The organism is Acinetobacter sp. NCu2D-2 (genome assembly GCF_001647675.1).
Classification (GTDB): Bacteria; Pseudomonadota; Gammaproteobacteria; order Pseudomonadales; family Moraxellaceae; genus Acinetobacter.
In genome coordinates this window covers 2,315,607-2,334,185 of the sequence record NZ_CP015594.1, presented here as the reverse complement: position 1 = coordinate 2,334,185, position 18,579 = coordinate 2,315,607, and the positions used below count along the sequence as shown (strand labels likewise).

Genomic DNA, 18,579 nt, shown 5'->3' with positions numbered 1-18,579 from the left:
AACTGTTAGAAATGCGATTATAGATTTGATAGAACGAACAAAAAACGGTTTTCTCTATAGAAAATAATATATATCTACAAAAAGTCGTTTGGAGCTTTGTTGAAACAGAGTGATAATGTGCAGTTAAATTTTCAGCCCCTTTGATTGAGTCTCTATGTCACATATTTCTGTATTACTTCATGAAACGGTTGATGCCTTATTGGCAGGTCGCAATACAGGAGTGTATGTGGACGGCACTTTTGGACGTGGTGGCCATACCCGTGAATTACTCTCTCGTTTAGATGAAAATGCACGTGTTTATGCCTTTGATAAAGACCCACAAGCCTTAGAAGTTGCAGCTCAATTAGAACAAGAAGATTCACGTTTTAAAATCATTCATGCCAGTTTTGCTGACATTAAACAAGAATTACATGCGCGTGGCGTTGAATTGGTTGATGGCGTAATGGCGGATTTAGGTGTGTCATCTCCGCAGCTGGATCAGGCTGAACGTGGTTTTAGTTTTATGAAAGATGGTCCTTTGGACATGCGTATGGATAATTCTCAAGGTCCAACGGCAGCAGAATGGTTGGTCGATATTGAAGAAGAAGCCCTTGCCAATGTGATCTATCAATATGGTGAAGAACGTTATAGCCGCCGTATTGCCAAAGCCATTAAAGCCGCAGGTTACATTGAAACCACTGCACAACTGGCTGAAATTGTGAAAGTTGCCCATCCAAAATGGGAAAAAAATAAACATGCGGCAACACGTACTTTCCAAGCAATTCGTATTGCTATTAATAAAGAATTAGAAGATATTGAAATCTTTCTACCTCAAGCAGTTGAGGTATTAAAGCCTGAGGCACGCTTGGCAGTGATCAGCTTCCATTCATTGGAAGATCGCTTGATTAAGCAATTTATCCAGAAAGAATCGACATTGGAAGAAGATTTAAGCTGGGGAATGCCACAGCAACAGAAGGATACACGACGCTTAAAGAAAGTATCCCGTGTGAAAGCAAGCGAAGAAGAAGTTAAAGCAAATCCACGTTCACGTAGTGCTTGGCTTCGAGTTGCGGAACGATTGGCTTAATAGGCACATAATGAAAACTGAAGTGGTCGACAAAAAAACGGACAAATTGCGGCTTAAAAAAAGTATCACTTATGCCATCTTATTGTTAATGGTATTTGTGAGTGCAATTTTTGTGGTGTTCCAGGTTTTTGAATATCGTCAAGATTATCGAAAGCTCAGCACGTATATGCGCGAACGAGACGATTTAAATGCCGAATGGGGGCGTTTGCTGATTGAGCAACAAACCTTTGGGGCAACCGCTCAAATTGGTACGCGTGCTGTGACACAACTACGCATGTATTCACCGCCAATTTCGCAAACCGTAGTGGTGTCTTTACCTCAAACTTCAGATGATGCTAAAAAATAAGGCTAATGTTTCAACATGGTAGATAAGAAAACTAAGCAGACGACGCGTAAAAAACAGCAATCTGTGACCAATAAAAATGCCTTAAATGTCGACATGACCCGTTTTTACATCATGTGGGCGGTGGTTCTACTGTGCTTTATTGCATTGGTGGGGCGTGCTTTTTATGTGCAAGTTATCAATAAAGACTTTTTACAGAATAAAGCCAATGCCAATATTTTAAGAACCGATAAAATCAAAGCCATGCGCGGCGTGATTTATGATCGAAATGGTGTACCACTCGCGATTAGTACACCGATTATGAAGTTGGTCATGGATCCACGTGATTATTTCGATAATAAAAAACTCTATGACGAAACCATGTTGGCACTACAGAAAGAGCCAAACAGTAAAAAGTTAAAACGTCAGCTTCCTGAAAAAAATCTGAACTTGGATGAATTGGCTGATGCTATTGGGATGGATCGTGCTGAACTGCGTAAAAAGATGCAGGATAAGCCGCGTTCACGTTATTTAATCTTGAAAAAAGAAGTGCCACCGCAACAAGCGGAAATGATTATGGCGCGTAAATTCCAAGGCGTATATACCGAAAAAACTTATAAGCGTTACTACCCACAGCCGCAGCCCAACTCACAAATTATTGGTTTGACCAATAGTGAAGGGATGGGGATTGAAGGCTTGGAAATGCAGCTCAATGAACGCCTATCTGGTGAAGATGGCGAGCAACAAATTGTCCGGGATAAAAAAGGTAACCGTGTTAAAGACCCTGAAGTAATTAAAGAAGTCGAAGCAGGGGAGAACATCACCTTAAGTATCGACTCACGTTTGCAGTACATCATGTACCGTGAATTAACCGCGGCAGGTGTGGCGAATAATGCACGTTCGGCAACAGCACTTGCGGTGGATGTAAAAACCGGTGAAATCTTGGCAATGACATCATGGCCATCTTATAACCCAAATGATAAAAAAGGCTTGGGCAATAAAGATGCCATGCGTAACCGCGGTGCGATTGATGCCTTTGAGCCGGGTTCAACCATGAAACCATTGACTGTGGCGATGGCACTCGAAAGTGGTAAATACAATGCCAATAGTGTCATTAATACCACACCAGGTTCAATGCGTGTAGGCAATCATACTATTCGTGATACGCATAACTATGGTCCATTGACATTGGGTGGGATTATTCAAAAATCATCCAACGTCGGTGTGGCTAAAATTGCTTTATCCTTACCGTATGAAACCTTACCGACCTTCTACAAACGTCTAGGATTTGGTCAGCGCTCTGCCGTTAAATTCCCGGGTGAAAGTAGTGGTTTGATCTTGCCGCCAAGCAAGTGGAACGTATCTGAAGTTGCAACAATGTCATATGGTTATGGCTTGAATGCAACTGTGTTACAGATTGCAGATGCCTATGCCATGATTGCCAATAAAGGCGTAAAATTACCACTCAGTTTATACAAACTTGAAGAGCAGCCAAAAGGTGAGCAAATGATCGATCCTAAGATTGCTCAACAAGTATTGTTAATGATGGAAGCTGTAACTTTACCAGGTGGTACAGCGCAGCAAGCCAATATTCCAGGCTACCGCGTTGCAGGTAAAACTGGTACCGCGCATAAACTTCGTGCTGACCGCAAAGGTTATTCACAAAGTGAATATCGTGCTTTATTTGCCGGCATTGCACCTGTAAGTGATCCACGTATAGCCATGATTGTTGTGGTAGAGAATCCAACGGGCGCGTATTACGGTGGTTTAGTAGCGGCACCGGTATTTGCACGTGTGATGCAGGAATCATTACGTTTATTGAATGTCCCATTGGACAAACCTTTAGAATCTCCCAAAGTCCAGTAAAAATAGGTGAGCAATGTCTATTACATTTAAAGATATCTATGCCGTTCAAGAGACTGCCGAATGGATGAACCAATCCTTTCAAGGTTTTGAGCTGGACAGTCGAAAAGTAAAATTAGGGCAAATTTTTATAGCCTTAACCAGTTTGTCGCAACCAGAAAAAACCGCAGATTATGCGCGTAAAGCTTTGGCACAAGGTGCGCTCGCGGTCATTTCTGAACAAGATTTAGCTGTAGAGCCGAGCGTGGTTGTACCTGATTTACGTCATTTGATGGGTACGTGGCAACGTCAGTATTTACAAGCGACTCAGCCTGTACAGCCAGCTCGAATTTTGGCGGTGACGGGAACCAATGGTAAAACCACGATTTCACGCTTAGTGGCTGAACTGATTATGCTGCAATCGAAAGCATGTGCAGTGATGGGCACCACAGGAAATGGAATTTTACCGAATTTAGAGGCCTCTTCTCATACGACGTTAGATGCACTACAGCTGCAAAATGCATTACATGAGTATGCACAGCAAGGTGCTGAGTTTACTTCGATTGAGGCCAGTTCGCATGGCTTGGAGCAAGGTCGTCTGAATGGTTGTGAAATTGAAATTGCAGCATACAGCAATTTAAGCCGTGATCATTTGGATTATCACGGGACTCTAGAAGCCTATGCAGAAGCAAAATCTCGTTTATTTCAGTTTGAAAGCTTGAAAGTGGCTGTCATCAATATTGATGACGCGCATGCGAACGTGATGCTGGACGCGGCAAAAAACAATCCCGCACAGCCGAAAATTCTTAGTTACTCAACAACGCAAGCAGCGGACTATCAAGTTACAGAGATTGAATACCGCATTTCAGGTGCTGAATTTAAGTTGGTGACCAAGCAAGGGACATTTAATGTTCACAGTCCATTGCTCGGGCATTTCAATATTGAAAACTTAGTTGCAAGCCTGATTGTGGCTGAACAAGCTGGTTTTGATTTAGCACAATTGATTGCGGAAGTACCTAAACTCAAAGGTGCGCCGGGTCGTATGCAAGTCATTCGTGATGACGAGCGTTTATTTGTGGTCGATTATGCCCATACCCCTGATGCATTGACTCAAGTTTTAGTGACCTTAAAACGTCACGTGAGTCAAAACCTGTGGGCGGTGTTTGGTTGTGGTGGTGATCGCGATCGCGGTAAACGTCCACTGATGACACAAGCAGCATTAGATGGTGCTGATATTGCAATTTTAACGTCCGATAATCCGCGGACTGAAAACCCTGAGCAAATTTTTGCCGATATGAAAAATGGAATCGATTTTTCAGGCAAAACTTATCACGAAATTCATGACCGTCGAGAAGCGATTAAATTTGCTGTAGAACATGCAAAATCGGGTGACATTGTGGTGATTGCAGGAAAAGGGCATGAAAATTATCAAGAAATTGATGGTGTCCGTCATTGGTTTGACGATGTAGTTGAAGTGCAGGCAGCAATTGATGCTCAGCACCATACAACTGATTCAGCCTATCCAGCACAATAATAAGGACATTGATTTATGCATACATCGACCACCAGTACAGTGCCTTTAGAGCCATGGACAGCAGAACAATTAAAACAAGCAACTCAAGGTTATTGGCTGAATGACCGAGTTCCTCAAGGTGATATTAAGCGAATTTTAACGGATTCACGTCATGCCGAAACAGGCGATGCCTTCCTTGCGTTGAAAGGCGAACGTTTTGATGCACATGATTTCGTTAAACTAGTTGCGGACAATGGCTGTCAGGTTGCTATTGTTGATCATCCTGTTGACGCCGATATTTGTCAGCTCGTTGTTGCCGACACGCGATTGGCTTTAGGTGCATTGGGCGCGTATCGTCGTCGCCAAAATCCTCAGCTTAAAGTGATTGCTTTAACAGGAAGTAGCGGTAAAACCACCACTAAAGAAATGCTGGGAAGTATTCTGTCTCGCATTGCGCCAACACTGATTACACGCGGTAACTTAAATAACGATTTGGGTGTACCAATGATGTTATTGGAGCTTCGTCATGAGCATCAATATGCTGTCATGGAGCTTGGTGCAAGCCATAAAGGTGAAATCGATTACACCTCAAATTTAGTTCAACCGCATGTGGCAGGTATCTTAAACATCGGTACTGCACATATGGGTGAGTTTGGTGGCCGCGATGGTATCTGCCGCGCCAAGTCTGAAATTTATTCTCATATTTCAGATATATCAATTGTCCCAGCACATGATGATTTTACCCAAGAGATTCGTAATGCTGTTCAAACTGAACAAGTAATGAGTTTTGGTGAGGGTGGGGAAGTCTTCGCTACAAATATCGAACTGCAATCACAGTCTGCAACATTTACATTAAATACACCACAAGGTATAAAAACTGTACAACTTCCGTTTGCAGGTGAGCACAATGTTCAAAATGCAACGGCTGCTGCAGCATTTGCCTTGGCAATAGGTGTAGGTCTTGATGATATTGTTATTGGTCTTGAGCATGCTGTTGGTGCTAAAGGTCGTTTGAATTTCATCAAGCACAAAGAATATTTATTTATTGATGATACCTACAATGCCAACCCAACATCTATGCGTGCTGCTGCTGATGTACTTGCACAGCAAGAAGGCATCCGTGTCATGGTGACTGGGGATATTGGCGAATTAGGTTCATCTGCCGCCATTGAGCATTATAAGCTCGGTCGTGATTTGGTTTCGGTGAAAGGGCTTAACTTTGTGGTTGCTGTCGGTGAATTTGCACCAGCAGCACAAGAAGGCGCTCGTAGTACCCAATATGGTAAGAAAATGCAGGCCTTCTTAAACCAAGAGCAGGCATTGCCATTTTTAATTAATTTGATTGAAACACATCAACCTCAGCCGATGTCGTTCCTGTTCAAAGGGTCACGTTATACCCACATGGAAACATTGATGGCTGCATTGATGGAGAAACTTTAAATGCTGTTATGGCTATTTGAACATTTGGCGGGCTATGACAGCACGTTTCAGGTGGTTCGTTATTTAACATTACGTTCATTGCTCAGTGTATTGACTGCATTGACCATTGGTCTTGTGCTTGGTCCGATTATGATTCGCAAGCTACAAGCCTTGAAATATGGTCAAGCAGTAAGTTCATTTGCACCTGAAAACCATGCGAAAAAAATGGGTACACCAACTATGGGTGGTGTATTAATTTTACTTTCAATTGGTATTTCAACCTTACTTTGGGCAGATTTATCCAATCCATATGTGTGGATTGTGCTTGCGGTGATGGTGATCTTTGGTGCGGTCGGTTGGGCAGATGACTGGATCAAAATTCGTTATAAAGACAATGCCGGTTTACCTGCGCGTAAAAAATTCTTTTGGACCTCTGTGGGTTCATTGGGTGCAGGTATTGCATTGTATGTGATTGCACAACAGCAAACTAATCCTGTTGTTACAGCGAATATGCTGGATGTACTGATTCCATTCTTTAAAGATCATAGCATTCCACTATCAGTTGTACCGCTGGGTATAGGTTTTATTATCTTTACTTACTTCGTGATTAACGGTGCATCGAATGCGGTGAACTTAACCGATGGTCTTGATGGTTTGGCTATTATGCCAATCGTTTTGGTTGCAACAGGTTTAGGTGTATTTGCTTATCTTGCTGGTGATGTACGCTTTGCCAATTATCTTCATATTCCGTATGTGAAATATTCATCTGAACTTGTAGTGATCTGTGCTGCGATGATTGGTGCGGGCTTGGCATTCCTTTGGTTTAATGCCCATCCTGCGCAAGTGTTTATGGGTGATGTTGGTGCGTTATCACTCGGTGCGATGCTCGGTACGATCGCGGTGATGGTTCGTCAAGAAATCGTATTTGCGATTATGGCTGGTGTATTCTTAGTTGAAGCGATTTCTGTATTCTTACAGATCGGTTCATTACGTATGCGCAATAAACGCGTGTTCTTGATGGCACCGCTGCATCATCACTACGAGAAGAAAGGTTGGCGCGAAACTCAAGTCGTGATTCGTTTCTGGATTATTACAATTATGCTGGTAGTTTTGGGTCTAATGACTTTAAAATTACGCTAAGAAATGCATTTGAAAAAGTCGGCGCATGCCGGCTTTTTTGTTTTGGAGAATAAATCAATGAACCTACTGATGTGTCCTGTTTGTCGTGAGCAGCTCAAATTGAACGATCGCACGTGGCGCTGTGACAATCAGCATAGCTATGACGTTGCGAAGCAAGGCTACGTAAACCTACATGTGGTTCAGCATAAACACAGTAAAAATCCAGGCGATACCCCTGAGTCTGTGCAGGCGCGTCGAGCATTTTTAAGTGCAGGTCACTATGCGCCATTACAGCAAGCTGTCGTTAAAAAAATTCGTGATTTACGTATTGAAAACTTACTCGATATTGGTTGTGGTGAGGGGTATTACACCAATGCTATGCAAGCAGAAGTTTTGCAATGTGTTGGCGTTGATATTGCCAAAAATGCAGTACAAGTGGCAGCTAAACTGAATAAAGAAATCACTTGGGTGGTTGCCACTGGAGCGACATTACCCGTGCTCGATCACTCTATTGATCTATGTACGAGTTTATTTAGCCCAATTCCAGAACAAGAAATTTTGCGTGTTTTAAAACCTGAAGGTTATTTGATGGTGGTTACACCTGCACCAGATCATCTTTATGCTATGCGTGAGGCTTTATTTGAAGAAGTAAAACCGCATGAGCCGCATAAGTTTGTCGATCAATTGGCAGAGGGCTTTGATTTGGTCGATGAGATGGTGGTCGATGCACCGATGATATTGCCGCAGCAAGATTTGAAAAACTTAATTGCAATGACACCATATGCTTATAAAGTAAAAGCTGAGCGCCGCGAAGCCTTGGAAGCTCAGGATCAATTTGAAGTGAAAGCACAATATCAAATTTATCTCTTCCAAAAGAAATAAACGTATAGTTATAAAAAAGCCCTCTTAAAGAGGGCTTTTTTATTAGCGAACTTGCTCAATCAAATGATCAAGCGTATCTACTTTTTTCGGCTGTAAAGGTTGTTCTCGAGTTGGTGTCGGCTCTGGTTCATCAGGATTTTTAATTTCCTGTCCTGGTAAATCTTCAAAGTCACTATCGATACGTTTAGGTGGAGCCACTGGGGCAGGGCGATAAGCAGGCGTTGCCAGAGGTGGTGAAGATGGATCATGTTGATCGACATTTACAACACGTGTCCGGTCAATCGGTGCTTTGGCATTTTTATCTAAATGAACCCAAGATTCAGGTTTGCCTTTTAAGGCATTGGCCATAAAGTTGGTCCAAATAGGAAGTGCTGCGACGCCACCATATTCACGGCGACCAAGCGTAGTTGGTTTATCAAAACCAACCCATGCTACAGTCACCAACTTACCATTAAACCCTGCGAACCATGCATCTTTGGCATCATTCGTAGTACCTGTTTTACCCCCTAAGTCACTACGACCAATTTTCAGTGCAGCACGACCTGTACCATGTTGAATCACGTCACGCAAAATATTGGCCATATCAAATGCTGAGCTAGATTTTAAGATGCGCTGTGCTTGACGATAATTGCTATTTTGCGCTGCATTTAATGGTGTTAAGTCTTTTTTCTCTAGAGATTGATTGGTGACTTCGATCACTTCGTCATCAGGGGTAATCGCTTCGCTGGCAGCTTCTTCTACTTCAGGTTCAGGCTCATTAATACATTTGATGCAAGCATATTCTGGCTTGGCTTCAAAAATTGTATTGCCATAGGCATCTTCAATGCGACTGATAAAATGCGGTTGAATGCGGTAACCACCATTAGCAAAAGTGGCATAGCCTGTTGCCATTTGAATAGGTAAGACTTGTGGCGTACCCAGTGCAATAGTGTAGTTACGCGGAATTTGTTGATCTTCAAGACCAAAATCCATGAGCAACTGACGTGCACGCTCAATACCAACCGTTTGTAATAAACGAACAGACACGGTATTTCGAGACAGATACAGCGCACGGCGAAGGGGAATCATACCCAAATAGCGACCATCCGAGTTACGCGGTGTCCATTTTCCAATGGTGATGGGACTATCACTCACCATGCTGTAAGGTGTCATCCCACGTTCAAGTGCTAAAGCGTAGATGAACGGTTTGATTGTTGAACCGGGTTGGCGCCAACCTTGAATTGCACGGTTAAATTTAGATTGATAGAAGTTATAACCACCAACAATTGCTTCGATTGCACCATTGTTTGGGTTTAATGCAATTAATTGTCCTTGTACTTTTGGCACCTGCACCAAAGACCATGCTGTTTTAGCTTCATTTGGTCTTATGCGAATAATATCTTTAAGTTTAACAATGTCGCTGGCTTTACTGGGTGCATTGCCTACAGCATTGGCATTGCGGTAGGGGAGCGCCCATGACATGCCTGACCAAGGTACAGTAATGATCGAGCCATCCTGCATTAAGGCATCAAAGCTGTTATTTGCCACTTTAACCACTTGAGCAGGGTAGGTATTGGCATAAGGTTGAAAATTTTCTAATGGCTCATCGTTTGCTTCAGCACCTCGCCAACCATGACGACGGTCATAAGCCTCTAAACCATCTTGAACTGCTTGCTCGGCATAAGTTTGACGTTGGCTATCAATAGTGGTGTAAACCTTATAGCCTGAATCAATCGCTTGTTCACCAAAATTTTGGATCAGCTCTGCACGAACCATTTCACCGACGTAAGGAAATAAATTTCGTGTGCTACGATCCGGCATATCCAAGTTTAGGGGTTCAGCAATTGCTGCTTGATATTGGTTTTGTTGAATATAACCCAGTTGTAACATACGACCTAAAATCCAGTTACGACGTTCTAAGGCACGTTTTGGATTGGCAACAGGGTTATATTTAGAAGGCGCTTTTGGTAAACCTGAAATCATTGCCATCTGCGCAAGTGATAGCTCTGCTAAACTTTTGTTATAGTAAATTTTTGCTGCAGCAGCGATACCGTAGGCATTCTTCCCTAAGAAAATTTTATTCACATACAGTGTTAAAATTTCTTCTTTCGTCAGATTTTGTTCAATTTTTCGAGCAAGGAAAATTTCGGTCAGTTTGCGTTTTAAGGTTCGTTCAGGACTTAAATAATAGTTTTTTGCCACTTGCATAGTGATGGTTGAACCACCTGTTTGCACGTCAGAGCCCGTGATCGTTTCACTGACTGCACGACCTAAGCCCTTGAAACTAATACCACTATGCTTAAAAAAGCTCGAATCTTCTGCAGCAAGGAACGCATGAATAAAGTCTTGTGGAATCTGATCATATTCCACAGGCACAGACAGCTTACCGCCGTATTCAGCAATTAATTTTTGATCTGCACTATAAACTTGTAAAGGCTTTAATAATGGTGCCTTTTTAAGCATAGACATTTCAGGTAAAGATGGGGCAATATATAGGTACATGCCATAAAAACCCATCGGAATTGAGATCATAAGAATAATGATGATCAAAAAAAATGGATGAACAAGGCCTGAACAAGATAGCTTTTTCATAACAAGTAAGTTTTAATAAGAGCTAATGGCAAACTAATGAGTGGTCAGTATATCCTTTAGATATACATAATGTTAGATGAGTTATTGTATCTGCATAAAATTATAGACCGAAGCGAATTAGTGGGTTACTTTAAATTGGGGATAAAAAAATAATAGGAATTATATTGTGCGCAGGTTATATCGTAAGCCAAATAAGGGGTTAATGGGCGTCGACATTAGTTCGACCTCCGTTAAAGTTTTGGAACTTTCAATGAAAAGCGGACGGTATTGGGTAGAAAGCTATGCTTTAGTCCCTTTGCCGGAAGGAAGTGTTGTCGAAAAAAATATATTAAATCCAGAAGCAGTTGGGGATGCGCTGGGGCGTGCGATCAATTTAGCCAATACACAGTCTAACCAAGCGGCTTTTGCAATTCCAACATCAATGGCAATTACCAAAATCATTGAAATGGATGCAGATATGACGAGTGATGAGCGTGAAGTTCAGATTCGTGAAGATGCAGAGCAATATATTCCTTTCCCACTTGATGAAGCTAGTATTGATTTTGAAGTACTGCCAGATCGTTTATCCAATCCAAATCGTGTCAACGTATTACTTGTTGCAACGCGAATTGAAAATGTTGAAGCGCGTTCTGAAGTGCTTCAAATCGCAGGTACACATCCTAAAATTGCGGATGTCGAAAGCTTTGCACTTGAAAATGCATTTAAGGTGTTTTCAGATACCTTGCCGATGGGTGTGAATACTGTCGGTATCTTGGATATCGGTCACAGTATGACGACCTTATCTGTCATGCAAAATAACAAAATTATTTATACGCGTGAGCAAGTTTTTGGTGGCAAGCAGCTCACTCAAGAAATTCAAAACCGTTATGGTTTGTCATTTGAAGAAGCTGGACGTGCGAAAAAAACCCGCGCACTGCCTGATGACTATGATATTGAAGTGCTTGAACCCTTCTTGGATGCTGTCGTTCAGCAAGCTGCACGTTCATTACAGTTCTTCTTCTCTTCATCTCAGTTTAATGAAATTGACCATATTTTATTGGCGGGTGGTAATGCCAATATTCCTGGTCTGGCAAAATTATTACAACAAAAACTCGGTTACCGTGTCACCGTAGCAAATCCTTTTTTACAGATGGGCTTTTCTCCTCAAATCGATATCAAAAGAATTGAAAATGATGCGTCATCACTTATGGTTGCATGCGGTTTGGCATTAAGGAGTTTTGATTAATGGCTAAAATTAACTTACTGCCTTGGCGCGACGAGCTAAGACTAAAAAGAAATAACGAATTTATTGCGTATTCTGTTGCAGCACTGCTTATTGGTCTGGCGGCAGCTGGGGGAACATGGTTCTACTTTGATCAAAAATTACAAGATCAAGAACAAGCCAATCAATTGATTGTGAGCACCAACCAGAACTTGGATGTACAGCTTAAAGCATTGGATGGTCTACAAGAACAGCGCAATGCAATTGTTGAACGTATGAAGTTAATTCAAGGTTTACAAACACAGCGTCCGATCGCAGTACATTTGATTGATGAGATTGTCCGTATCACACCAAGCAATATGTACATTACCAAATTTGTACGTGCAGGGAATAAATTTACCATCGAAGGTAAGGCTGAAAGTCCAAATACTGTGGCTGAGTTGCTACGTAATTTGGAAGCGTCTTCTTGGTACCGTAATGCCTTTATGAATTCATTCCTCGTGGCTGAAGAGAAAAAGGATAAGCCTGCAAGTTCAGTGATTCCACGTGTTGAAGAATCTTATGGCACATTTACAGTGACTGTTGATTTAGATCAACCTGCTGCACCTGTAGCTGCTGATCCAGCCAGTCAACCACCTGCTACAGCGACAGGAGGGGCAACATCATGAGTCAGCAAATCAATGAATTAAATGACGATGCAGTTGTAGCACCAAAAAATAAAATGACTGTAGAGAAGTTTTTCCAGCAGTTTAATACCTTAGATCCAAATAATTATGGCTCTTGGCCACTTGCAGTCAAAATTACGTGTTGGCTGTTTATCATTTTCCTTGTTTTGGCATTAGTCTATTTTGGTTTTATCAAAGGTAAAATTGAGGCAATTGAGCAAGCCAATGCACAAGAACAAAACTTATTAAATGAATTTCGTGAAAAAGATTCTAAGTTGCGTAACTTGCAGCAATATCAAATTCAATTGCAGGAAATGAAAGCAAGTTTTAATCAGCAATTAGAACAATTGCCGAAAGAAACAGAAATTCCTGGCTTGGTTGAAGACATTAACTTAAGTGGTGTGAATTCAGGCCTCAAATTTAAAAATATTCGCTTAGAACCTGAAGTGCAACAAGAATTCTTTATCGAACAGCCGATTTCGATTGAAGCCACAGGCGATTATCATGCATTTGGTACGTTTGTGAGCAGTATTGCGGCTTTATCACGTATTGTGACATTACATGATTTCACGATTACGGGTACAGAAAATAAAGAAAAAAGAAGTGAGATTCCAACCATTGATTATTCTTTAAAAGCGAAGACTTATCGTTATGTTGGAAATGCATCAGTAAAGCAAAATAGTAATACCTCAGCTGGAGGTACTCAATAATGAAAATTTTAAAATTGACTTCAGCCGTGATGCTTGGATATTTACTGGTGGGGTGTGAATCACGGATTGACGTCGTGAATCAAGAAATGGCGAATATTCGTAATCAACCCGCATTACCGATTGAGCCTGCTCCAGATTTTCCTCCTGCTGAAACATTTAATTATGCAGCACAGCAGCTAAAGAGCCCATTCTTGCCAAGTTCACTTGCGGCAGAATTGAAAGTTATGGAAGGTAAACGTGTTTATCCGAATTTTTCACGTCAATTACAACCTCTAGAAAGCTATCCACTTGAATCCTTAAATATGAAAGGCAGTTTGAAGAATCAAGCTGGTCAAATCGTGGCGTTGATTCAAACACCAGATGGGGAAATTGAGCGTATACAACGGGGTAGTTATATGGGCTTAAATCATGGTCGTGTGGTCAATATTATACCGACGCAAATTGATTTAATTGAGATTATACCTGACGGTCGTGAGGGCTATGTAGAACGACCAAGAAGTCTTGTACTCATTGGCCCGACGCCATAAGATTTTAAGGAATAACAATGAAAAATAGTTTTAGAGATTATATTTTTGGGGATGGTAATACAATGAATCATGTGTTTCGTCAGTTTTCTATGGCTTCGATTGCCATTGCGATCTCACAGGTAGCGAGCGCTCAAGTTGAGATCACCAATATTGTACCGATGCAGATTCCAGGGCAAGGCACTGAGATTCGTGTCATGTTTAATGGTTTACCACCACAGCCAAATGCCTATCAATTAGAAACACCATCACGTTTAATTTTAGATTTTGAAAATACGCGAGAAAATTTTGCGCAAAAGAATATTGCGATTGGGACTAAAGAAGCATCGCAGTTAGGTGTTAGTTCTGATGCTGAACGTTCACGTTTAACCGTGAATTTGACGGATCCAGGTGCGTTTACGACGCGTGTAGAAGGGAACACATTTATTCTCAAAATCAATGCCGCAGCTCCAGCAGTGGCAAAAAATGTATCACCACGATATGTAGAGCAAGGTATCACCAATATCGGCTTCCAGCGCGGCAGCAAAGGTGAAGGTCAGATTGTGATAGATCTTGCAGGCGCAAATACACCAGTTGATGTTCAGCAGCAAGGAACCAAAGTTGTTATTCGCTCTCTTGGATCAAAAATTCCTGCGCATTTAATTCGTCGGTTAAATGTCAATGATTTTGCAACACCTGCTTCAACAGTGGATGCAGTCAATCAAAATGGGTCAGGTTTAATTACCATTCAAACTAACGGTAGTTATGAATATATGGCCTATCAAACAGATAATAAATTAACGATTAGCTTAAAACGACCTGAAGACAAAAATCCTTTGCGTCCTAAAGCGGTTAGTCATTATTCAGGTAAGAAAATTTCTTTAGATTTCCAAGATATTGAAGTTCGCCGTGTGTTACAGCTTTTAGCTGACTTTACCGATATCAATATGGTGGCAGCTGATTCGGTACAAGGAAATATTACTTTAAGACTGAAAGAGGTACCTTGGGATCAGGCACTTGATATTGTCTTAAAAACTAAAAAACTGGATAAACGCCGTAATGGCAATGTGATTTGGATTGCACCTATTGAAGAGTTAACTAAAGCAGAGGAGGAGGAAGCTAAGGCGATTGCTCAATCTATTAAACTTTCTCCATTGCAAACTGAATATATTCAACTTAGTTATGCAAAAGCAGCAGATATTGAAAAACTGTTAACTTCTTCTAAAAAAGCAAGTAACTCATCGTCCTCTACAGGTGGGAGTAGTGGTGATGATCCATTGGGTGAAGCGAATCTCTTAAGTCCTCGTGGTACTGTTTCAGTTGATACTAGAACTAATACTTTGATTATTAATGATACATCACAGCGTATTGATCAAATTCGTAAGATGATCGATTTACTCGATGTGGCCGTTAAGCAAGTCATGGTTGAAGCACGTATTGTAACAGCTGAACGTTCTTTCTCGCGTGATTTAGGGATTAAGTGGGGATTACAACGTAATAACCCGACAGGATTAAATGCTCCAGGCTCTACCGTGTGGGGAGGAGATTTTTCACCGAAAGTTGATTTAGGTGTGGATTTAAGTACTGCTTCTGCAGGAACTTTTAACTTTGGCTTACTTAAAATTTCCGACTATATGTTAGATTTGCAATTAACAGCATTACAATCTGATGGAATGGGTGAGGTTTTATCAGCGCCAAAAATCTTAACGGGTGACAAGCAAAAAGCTTATATTCTTCGTGGTACTGAAATACCTTATCAAACTTATAGTGCCAATGAAGGCTCAACGACTTCATTTAAAGAAGCAAATTTGAAGTTAGAAGTCACACCGAGTATTACTCCTGAAGGAAAGGTTCAACTCGAACTTAAGGTGGAAAAAGATTCTATTGGTGAAATGACAACAGAAGGACCATCTATTAATACAAATGAACTAGAGACAAATGTATTGATTAATGACGGGGAAACGGTTGTTCTTGGTGGTATTTTTGATGATTTTAAAACTACAACTTCAGACAAAGTGCCATTCTTTGGAGATTTACCTGTAGTTGGGAACCTGTTCAAAAATAATTCCAAAGTTTCTAACCAAGCAGAGTTACTGATTTTTGTTACACCACGAATTGTTAATGACAGTGTTTCAAGAAATCATTAATATATTTTGAAATTAACAAAATGAATAGGTGACTCCTTGCCAAGCAAAGAGTTTGAAAACCTACCAAATATTTATTTGGTAGGTCCGATGGGGGCGGGAAAAACAACAGTAGGACGACATTTAGCAGAACTGTTAGGGCGTGAGTTTCTAGATAGCGATCATGAAATTGAACGTAAAACAGGTGCAACGATTCCATGGATCTTTGAAAAAGAGGGTGAGCGTGGTTTTCGTAGTCGTGAAACTGTTGTAATTGATGAGTTAACAGCTAAACCTCAGTTGGTTCTCGCAACGGGTGGTGGTGCAGTGACTCAAGCACCCAATCGGGAATTTTTAAAACACCGTGGTATTGTGATCTACCTTTATACACCTGTAGAAATTCAGCTACAGCGTACCTATCGCGATAAAAATCGTCCACTTCTTCAAGTTGAAAATCCTGAACAAAAGCTCAAGGATTTATTGGCTGTTCGCGACCCACTTTATCGTGAAGTTGCACACCATATTATTGAAACCAATCAAGGGGCTGCACGTGATTTAGCCCAAAAGATATTAAATCTGATTGTTTCTGCTCAATAAATTCTGTTATTTACGTGGTTAATAAAATGCAAACCCTATACGTTGAACTTGGTGATCGCCGCTACCCTATTTTTATTGGCAGTGATTTAAATCCACAAACTTTACTTGAGCCGTATATCAAAGGTAAACAAGTGATGATTGTCACCAATGATACGGTAGCGCCTTTGTATCTTAGTCACTATGTGGAAGCGATTGAGCAATTAGGCAAAAAGGTTGCCACCTGCATTTTGCCTGATGGTGAAAAATATAAAAATATTGAACATTTGAATCTAATTTTTGATGCTTTGCTGGAAGCAGGGTTTAACCGTGATGCAACGGTGCTTGCACTTGGTGGTGGTGTGATTGGTGATATGTCTGGTTTTGCATCCGCATGCTTCCAACGCGGCGTGTATTTTGTTCAAGTGCCAACCACATTGCTGTCACAAGTCGATTCAAGTGTAGGTGGAAAGACAGGGATTAATCATCCATTAGGCAAGAATATGATAGGCGCATTTCAGCAGCCGCAAGTAGTTTTGGCTGATATGGCACAGCTAAAAACCTTGCCATCACGTGAACTTTCAGCAGGCTTAGCTGAAGTCATTAAATATGCGCTGCTCTGTGATCAAGAATTTTTGGTTTGGCTTGAAGCGAATATGGACGGTCTTGTGGCAGGAAATGCTGATCTTCTAGCTGAAGCGGTATATCGTTCTTGTGCGCATAAAGCACGTATTGTAGCCAATGATGAAAAAGAACAAGGTGAACGTGCCTTATTGAATTTAGGACATACGTTTGGTCATGCCATTGAATCTTACCTTGGCTATGGCGTTTGGTTACATGGCGAAGCTGTTGCCACAGGTATGGTGATGGCTGCGGATTTGTCTATGCGTATGGGCTGGATTTCGGCAACAGACTTAGAACGTACAAAAAAAATCATTTCACGTGCCCAATTACCTGTGAATTGTCCTAAAATTCCTTTAGATGAATTTTTGGCATATATGGCGCATGATAAAAAAGTTCTGAATGGTCAATTACGTCTGATTTTACTGAAAAAATTAGGTCAGGCTGTGATTACCAATGAATTTGATGTCGAAGCCATGAAACAAGCAATTTTAGCGAATCAGCAATAGGTAAATTATTCAATGACAGCTTTACGTACACCTTGGCAAAAGATTCAGCATTATTTTTGGCTGGTCTGTGGCGTAGGCTGTCTTTTTATTGCATTAGTCTTTTGGGCGATTACCGATAAAGATGAGCTGGTTGAGCTGACTAAAAATCCAGAAACAGAGGTTGAATTACAGATTCAGCCTGAAAAAGTGGCATCAATGAACCATCTTGGTGCATTAATGGATGAAGTGCATCCACTTAATTTAAATAAACGCACAATTGTAAATGCCAATCATGAAGCAGAATTTCGTGGCACAAAATATGTAAATGATCACCAAAGGATGTTTGCGATTGAAGTGTTTAGAGTAACAGATGAACTTATTCTAAAAAACTTCCTCAAAAAACAGCTCGACCGTAAAGACTTTACCTATTTACGCGTTGCTGGTGAAAATGTCCCTGAACAATATGTTTTGCTCTATGGTTTGTATTCATCAGAAGCAGATGCTAAACAAGCACTCGGTGGTCTAGATATGGGATTGCCTAAGTCTATTCAGCCTAAAGTGATTGCAATGAAACAATTTGAATCATTAGTTGATAATTTAGGTTCGGATGAACTATTACCTAATCAAAAAATCCGTGAAGTCATCTTAAAGAATGTTCCAATTCCTCAAGTAGATGAAGCAGCACTTGCGGCTAAGCGTGCCCAACAAGCGGCAGAACGGGCTAAAATGAGTGTATCTACAACGACAACCACCATTACACGCCGTGATGAGCATGGTGAAGTGGTGGATGTGCATCGTTCAGAAAGCGCTGTTGAAGTGCCAAGTGCTAAGCCACAGAACACACAGCGTCATACTGTTCCTGAAATTGAAGACCCATTTAATTAAGTTGTCCTAAAATAGCGCAGCCTTTTATAAGAAATAGTGAAATTGTGCCCAATTGGTGCAAATAATTCGATATAAA

16 protein-coding genes are annotated in these 18,579 nt (G+C 41.1%); 15 read left to right on the top strand and 1 reads right to left on the bottom strand.

What is annotated here, in order from left to right; translation table 11 throughout:
- Positions 1-154: 154 nt before the first annotated feature.
- The 7 genes from rsmH to A3K93_RS11215 are packed head-to-tail and all read left to right on the top strand — an operon-like array spanning position 155 to position 8,163.
- Entirely contained in the window at positions 155-1,066 is a 912-nt protein-coding gene (gene rsmH, locus A3K93_RS11245) for a 16S rRNA (cytosine(1402)-N(4))-methyltransferase RsmH (RefSeq protein ID WP_067731300.1), read from the top strand.
- A gap of 10 nt (positions 1,067-1,076) precedes the next feature.
- Positions 1,077-1,412: a cell division protein FtsL gene (gene ftsL / locus A3K93_RS11240; protein ID WP_067731299.1), complete on the top strand. Its 336-nt coding sequence runs from the start codon at positions 1,077-1,079 to the stop codon at positions 1,410-1,412.
- Positions 1,413-1,427: 15 nt separating this feature from the next.
- Complete coding sequence (gene ftsI, locus A3K93_RS11235; protein WP_067731298.1) at positions 1,428-3,254, top strand: penicillin-binding protein PBP3; 1,827 nt, start codon at positions 1,428-1,430, stop codon at positions 3,252-3,254.
- Positions 3,255-3,267: 13 nt separating this feature from the next.
- Entirely contained in the window at positions 3,268-4,764 is a 1,497-nt protein-coding gene (locus A3K93_RS11230) for a UDP-N-acetylmuramoyl-L-alanyl-D-glutamate--2,6-diaminopimelate ligase (protein WP_067731297.1), read from the top strand.
- A 15-nt stretch (positions 4,765-4,779) separates the two neighbouring features.
- Entirely contained in the window at positions 4,780-6,183 is a 1,404-nt protein-coding gene (locus tag A3K93_RS11225; protein WP_067731296.1) for a UDP-N-acetylmuramoyl-tripeptide--D-alanyl-D-alanine ligase, read from the top strand.
- Entirely contained in the window at positions 6,184-7,302 is a 1,119-nt protein-coding gene (gene mraY / locus A3K93_RS11220; protein WP_067731295.1) for a phospho-N-acetylmuramoyl-pentapeptide-transferase, read from the top strand.
- A gap of 57 nt (positions 7,303-7,359) precedes the next feature.
- On the top strand, positions 7,360-8,163 hold the full coding sequence (locus A3K93_RS11215; protein WP_067731735.1) for a putative RNA methyltransferase: 804 nt from the start codon (positions 7,360-7,362) through the stop codon (positions 8,161-8,163).
- Between the two features lie 42 nt (positions 8,164-8,205).
- Here A3K93_RS11215 and ponA read toward each other — a convergent pair whose 3' ends face one another.
- Positions 8,206-10,734: a penicillin-binding protein PBP1a gene (gene ponA, locus A3K93_RS11210; protein ID WP_067731294.1), complete on the bottom strand. Its 2,529-nt coding sequence runs from the start codon at positions 10,732-10,734 to the stop codon at positions 8,206-8,208.
- Between the two features lie 166 nt (positions 10,735-10,900).
- Between ponA and A3K93_RS11205 the strand changes: the two genes are divergently transcribed.
- Genes A3K93_RS11205 through A3K93_RS11170 form a run of 8 tightly spaced genes read left to right on the top strand, consistent with a single transcriptional unit; the run spans position 10,901 to position 18,503 of the window.
- Positions 10,901-11,959 carry a pilus assembly protein PilM gene (locus A3K93_RS11205; protein ID WP_067731293.1) on the top strand — a complete coding sequence of 353 codons (1,059 nt, stop codon included), beginning with the start codon at positions 10,901-10,903 and terminating at the stop codon, positions 11,957-11,959.
- Complete coding sequence (locus A3K93_RS11200; protein WP_067731292.1) at positions 11,959-12,603, top strand: PilN domain-containing protein; 645 nt, start codon at positions 11,959-11,961, stop codon at positions 12,601-12,603. The genes A3K93_RS11205 and A3K93_RS11200 overlap by 1 nt, the downstream gene beginning before the upstream one ends.
- Positions 12,600-13,310, top strand: coding sequence for a type 4a pilus biogenesis protein PilO (locus A3K93_RS11195; protein ID WP_067731291.1), 711 nt, complete (start codon positions 12,600-12,602; stop codon positions 13,308-13,310). The genes A3K93_RS11200 and A3K93_RS11195 overlap by 4 nt, the downstream gene beginning before the upstream one ends.
- Entirely contained in the window at positions 13,310-13,837 is a 528-nt protein-coding gene (locus A3K93_RS11190; RefSeq protein WP_067731290.1) for a pilus assembly protein PilP, read from the top strand. Before A3K93_RS11195 ends, A3K93_RS11190 begins: the two co-directional genes overlap by 1 nt.
- 17 nt (positions 13,838-13,854) lie before the next feature.
- Positions 13,855-15,960, top strand: a complete 2,106-nt coding sequence (locus A3K93_RS11185; RefSeq protein WP_067731289.1) for a type IV pilus secretin PilQ — start codon at positions 13,855-13,857, stop codon at positions 15,958-15,960.
- A gap of 36 nt (positions 15,961-15,996) precedes the next feature.
- Positions 15,997-16,533, top strand: a complete 537-nt coding sequence (aroK, locus tag A3K93_RS11180; RefSeq protein ID WP_067731288.1) for a shikimate kinase AroK — start codon at positions 15,997-15,999, stop codon at positions 16,531-16,533.
- Positions 16,534-16,559: 26 nt separating this feature from the next.
- Positions 16,560-17,639 (top strand): 3-dehydroquinate synthase, encoded by a 1,080-nt coding sequence (aroB, locus tag A3K93_RS11175; protein ID WP_067731287.1) that lies wholly within the window; start codon positions 16,560-16,562, stop codon positions 17,637-17,639.
- A 12-nt stretch (positions 17,640-17,651) separates the two neighbouring features.
- Positions 17,652-18,503, top strand: coding sequence for a hypothetical protein (locus A3K93_RS11170; RefSeq protein WP_067731286.1), 852 nt, complete (start codon positions 17,652-17,654; stop codon positions 18,501-18,503).
- The last annotated feature ends 76 nt before the right edge of the window (positions 18,504-18,579 follow it).

Coding starts and splice junctions, on each gene's coding strand:
- rsmH (WP_067731300.1), top strand. CDS start 155: ATGTCACATATTTCTGTATTACTTCATGAAACGGTTGATGCCTTATTG.
- ftsL (WP_067731299.1), top strand. CDS start 1,077: ATGAAAACTGAAGTGGTCGACAAAAAAACGGACAAATTGCGGCTTAAA.
- ftsI (WP_067731298.1), top strand. CDS start 1,428: ATGGTAGATAAGAAAACTAAGCAGACGACGCGTAAAAAACAGCAATCT.
- A3K93_RS11230 (WP_067731297.1), top strand. CDS start 3,268: ATGTCTATTACATTTAAAGATATCTATGCCGTTCAAGAGACTGCCGAA.
- A3K93_RS11225 (WP_067731296.1), top strand. CDS start 4,780: ATGCATACATCGACCACCAGTACAGTGCCTTTAGAGCCATGGACAGCA.
- mraY (WP_067731295.1), top strand. CDS start 6,184: ATGCTGTTATGGCTATTTGAACATTTGGCGGGCTATGACAGCACGTTT.
- A3K93_RS11215 (WP_067731735.1), top strand. CDS start 7,360: ATGAACCTACTGATGTGTCCTGTTTGTCGTGAGCAGCTCAAATTGAAC.
- ponA (WP_067731294.1), bottom strand. CDS start 10,734: ATGAAAAAGCTATCTTGTTCAGGCCTTGTTCATCCATTTTTTTTGATC.
- A3K93_RS11200 (WP_067731292.1), top strand. CDS start 11,959: ATGGCTAAAATTAACTTACTGCCTTGGCGCGACGAGCTAAGACTAAAA.
- A3K93_RS11195 (WP_067731291.1), top strand. CDS start 12,600: ATGAGTCAGCAAATCAATGAATTAAATGACGATGCAGTTGTAGCACCA.
- A3K93_RS11190 (WP_067731290.1), top strand. CDS start 13,310: ATGAAAATTTTAAAATTGACTTCAGCCGTGATGCTTGGATATTTACTG.
- A3K93_RS11185 (WP_067731289.1), top strand. CDS start 13,855: ATGAAAAATAGTTTTAGAGATTATATTTTTGGGGATGGTAATACAATG.
- aroB (WP_067731287.1), top strand. CDS start 16,560: ATGCAAACCCTATACGTTGAACTTGGTGATCGCCGCTACCCTATTTTT.
- A3K93_RS11170 (WP_067731286.1), top strand. CDS start 17,652: ATGACAGCTTTACGTACACCTTGGCAAAAGATTCAGCATTATTTTTGG.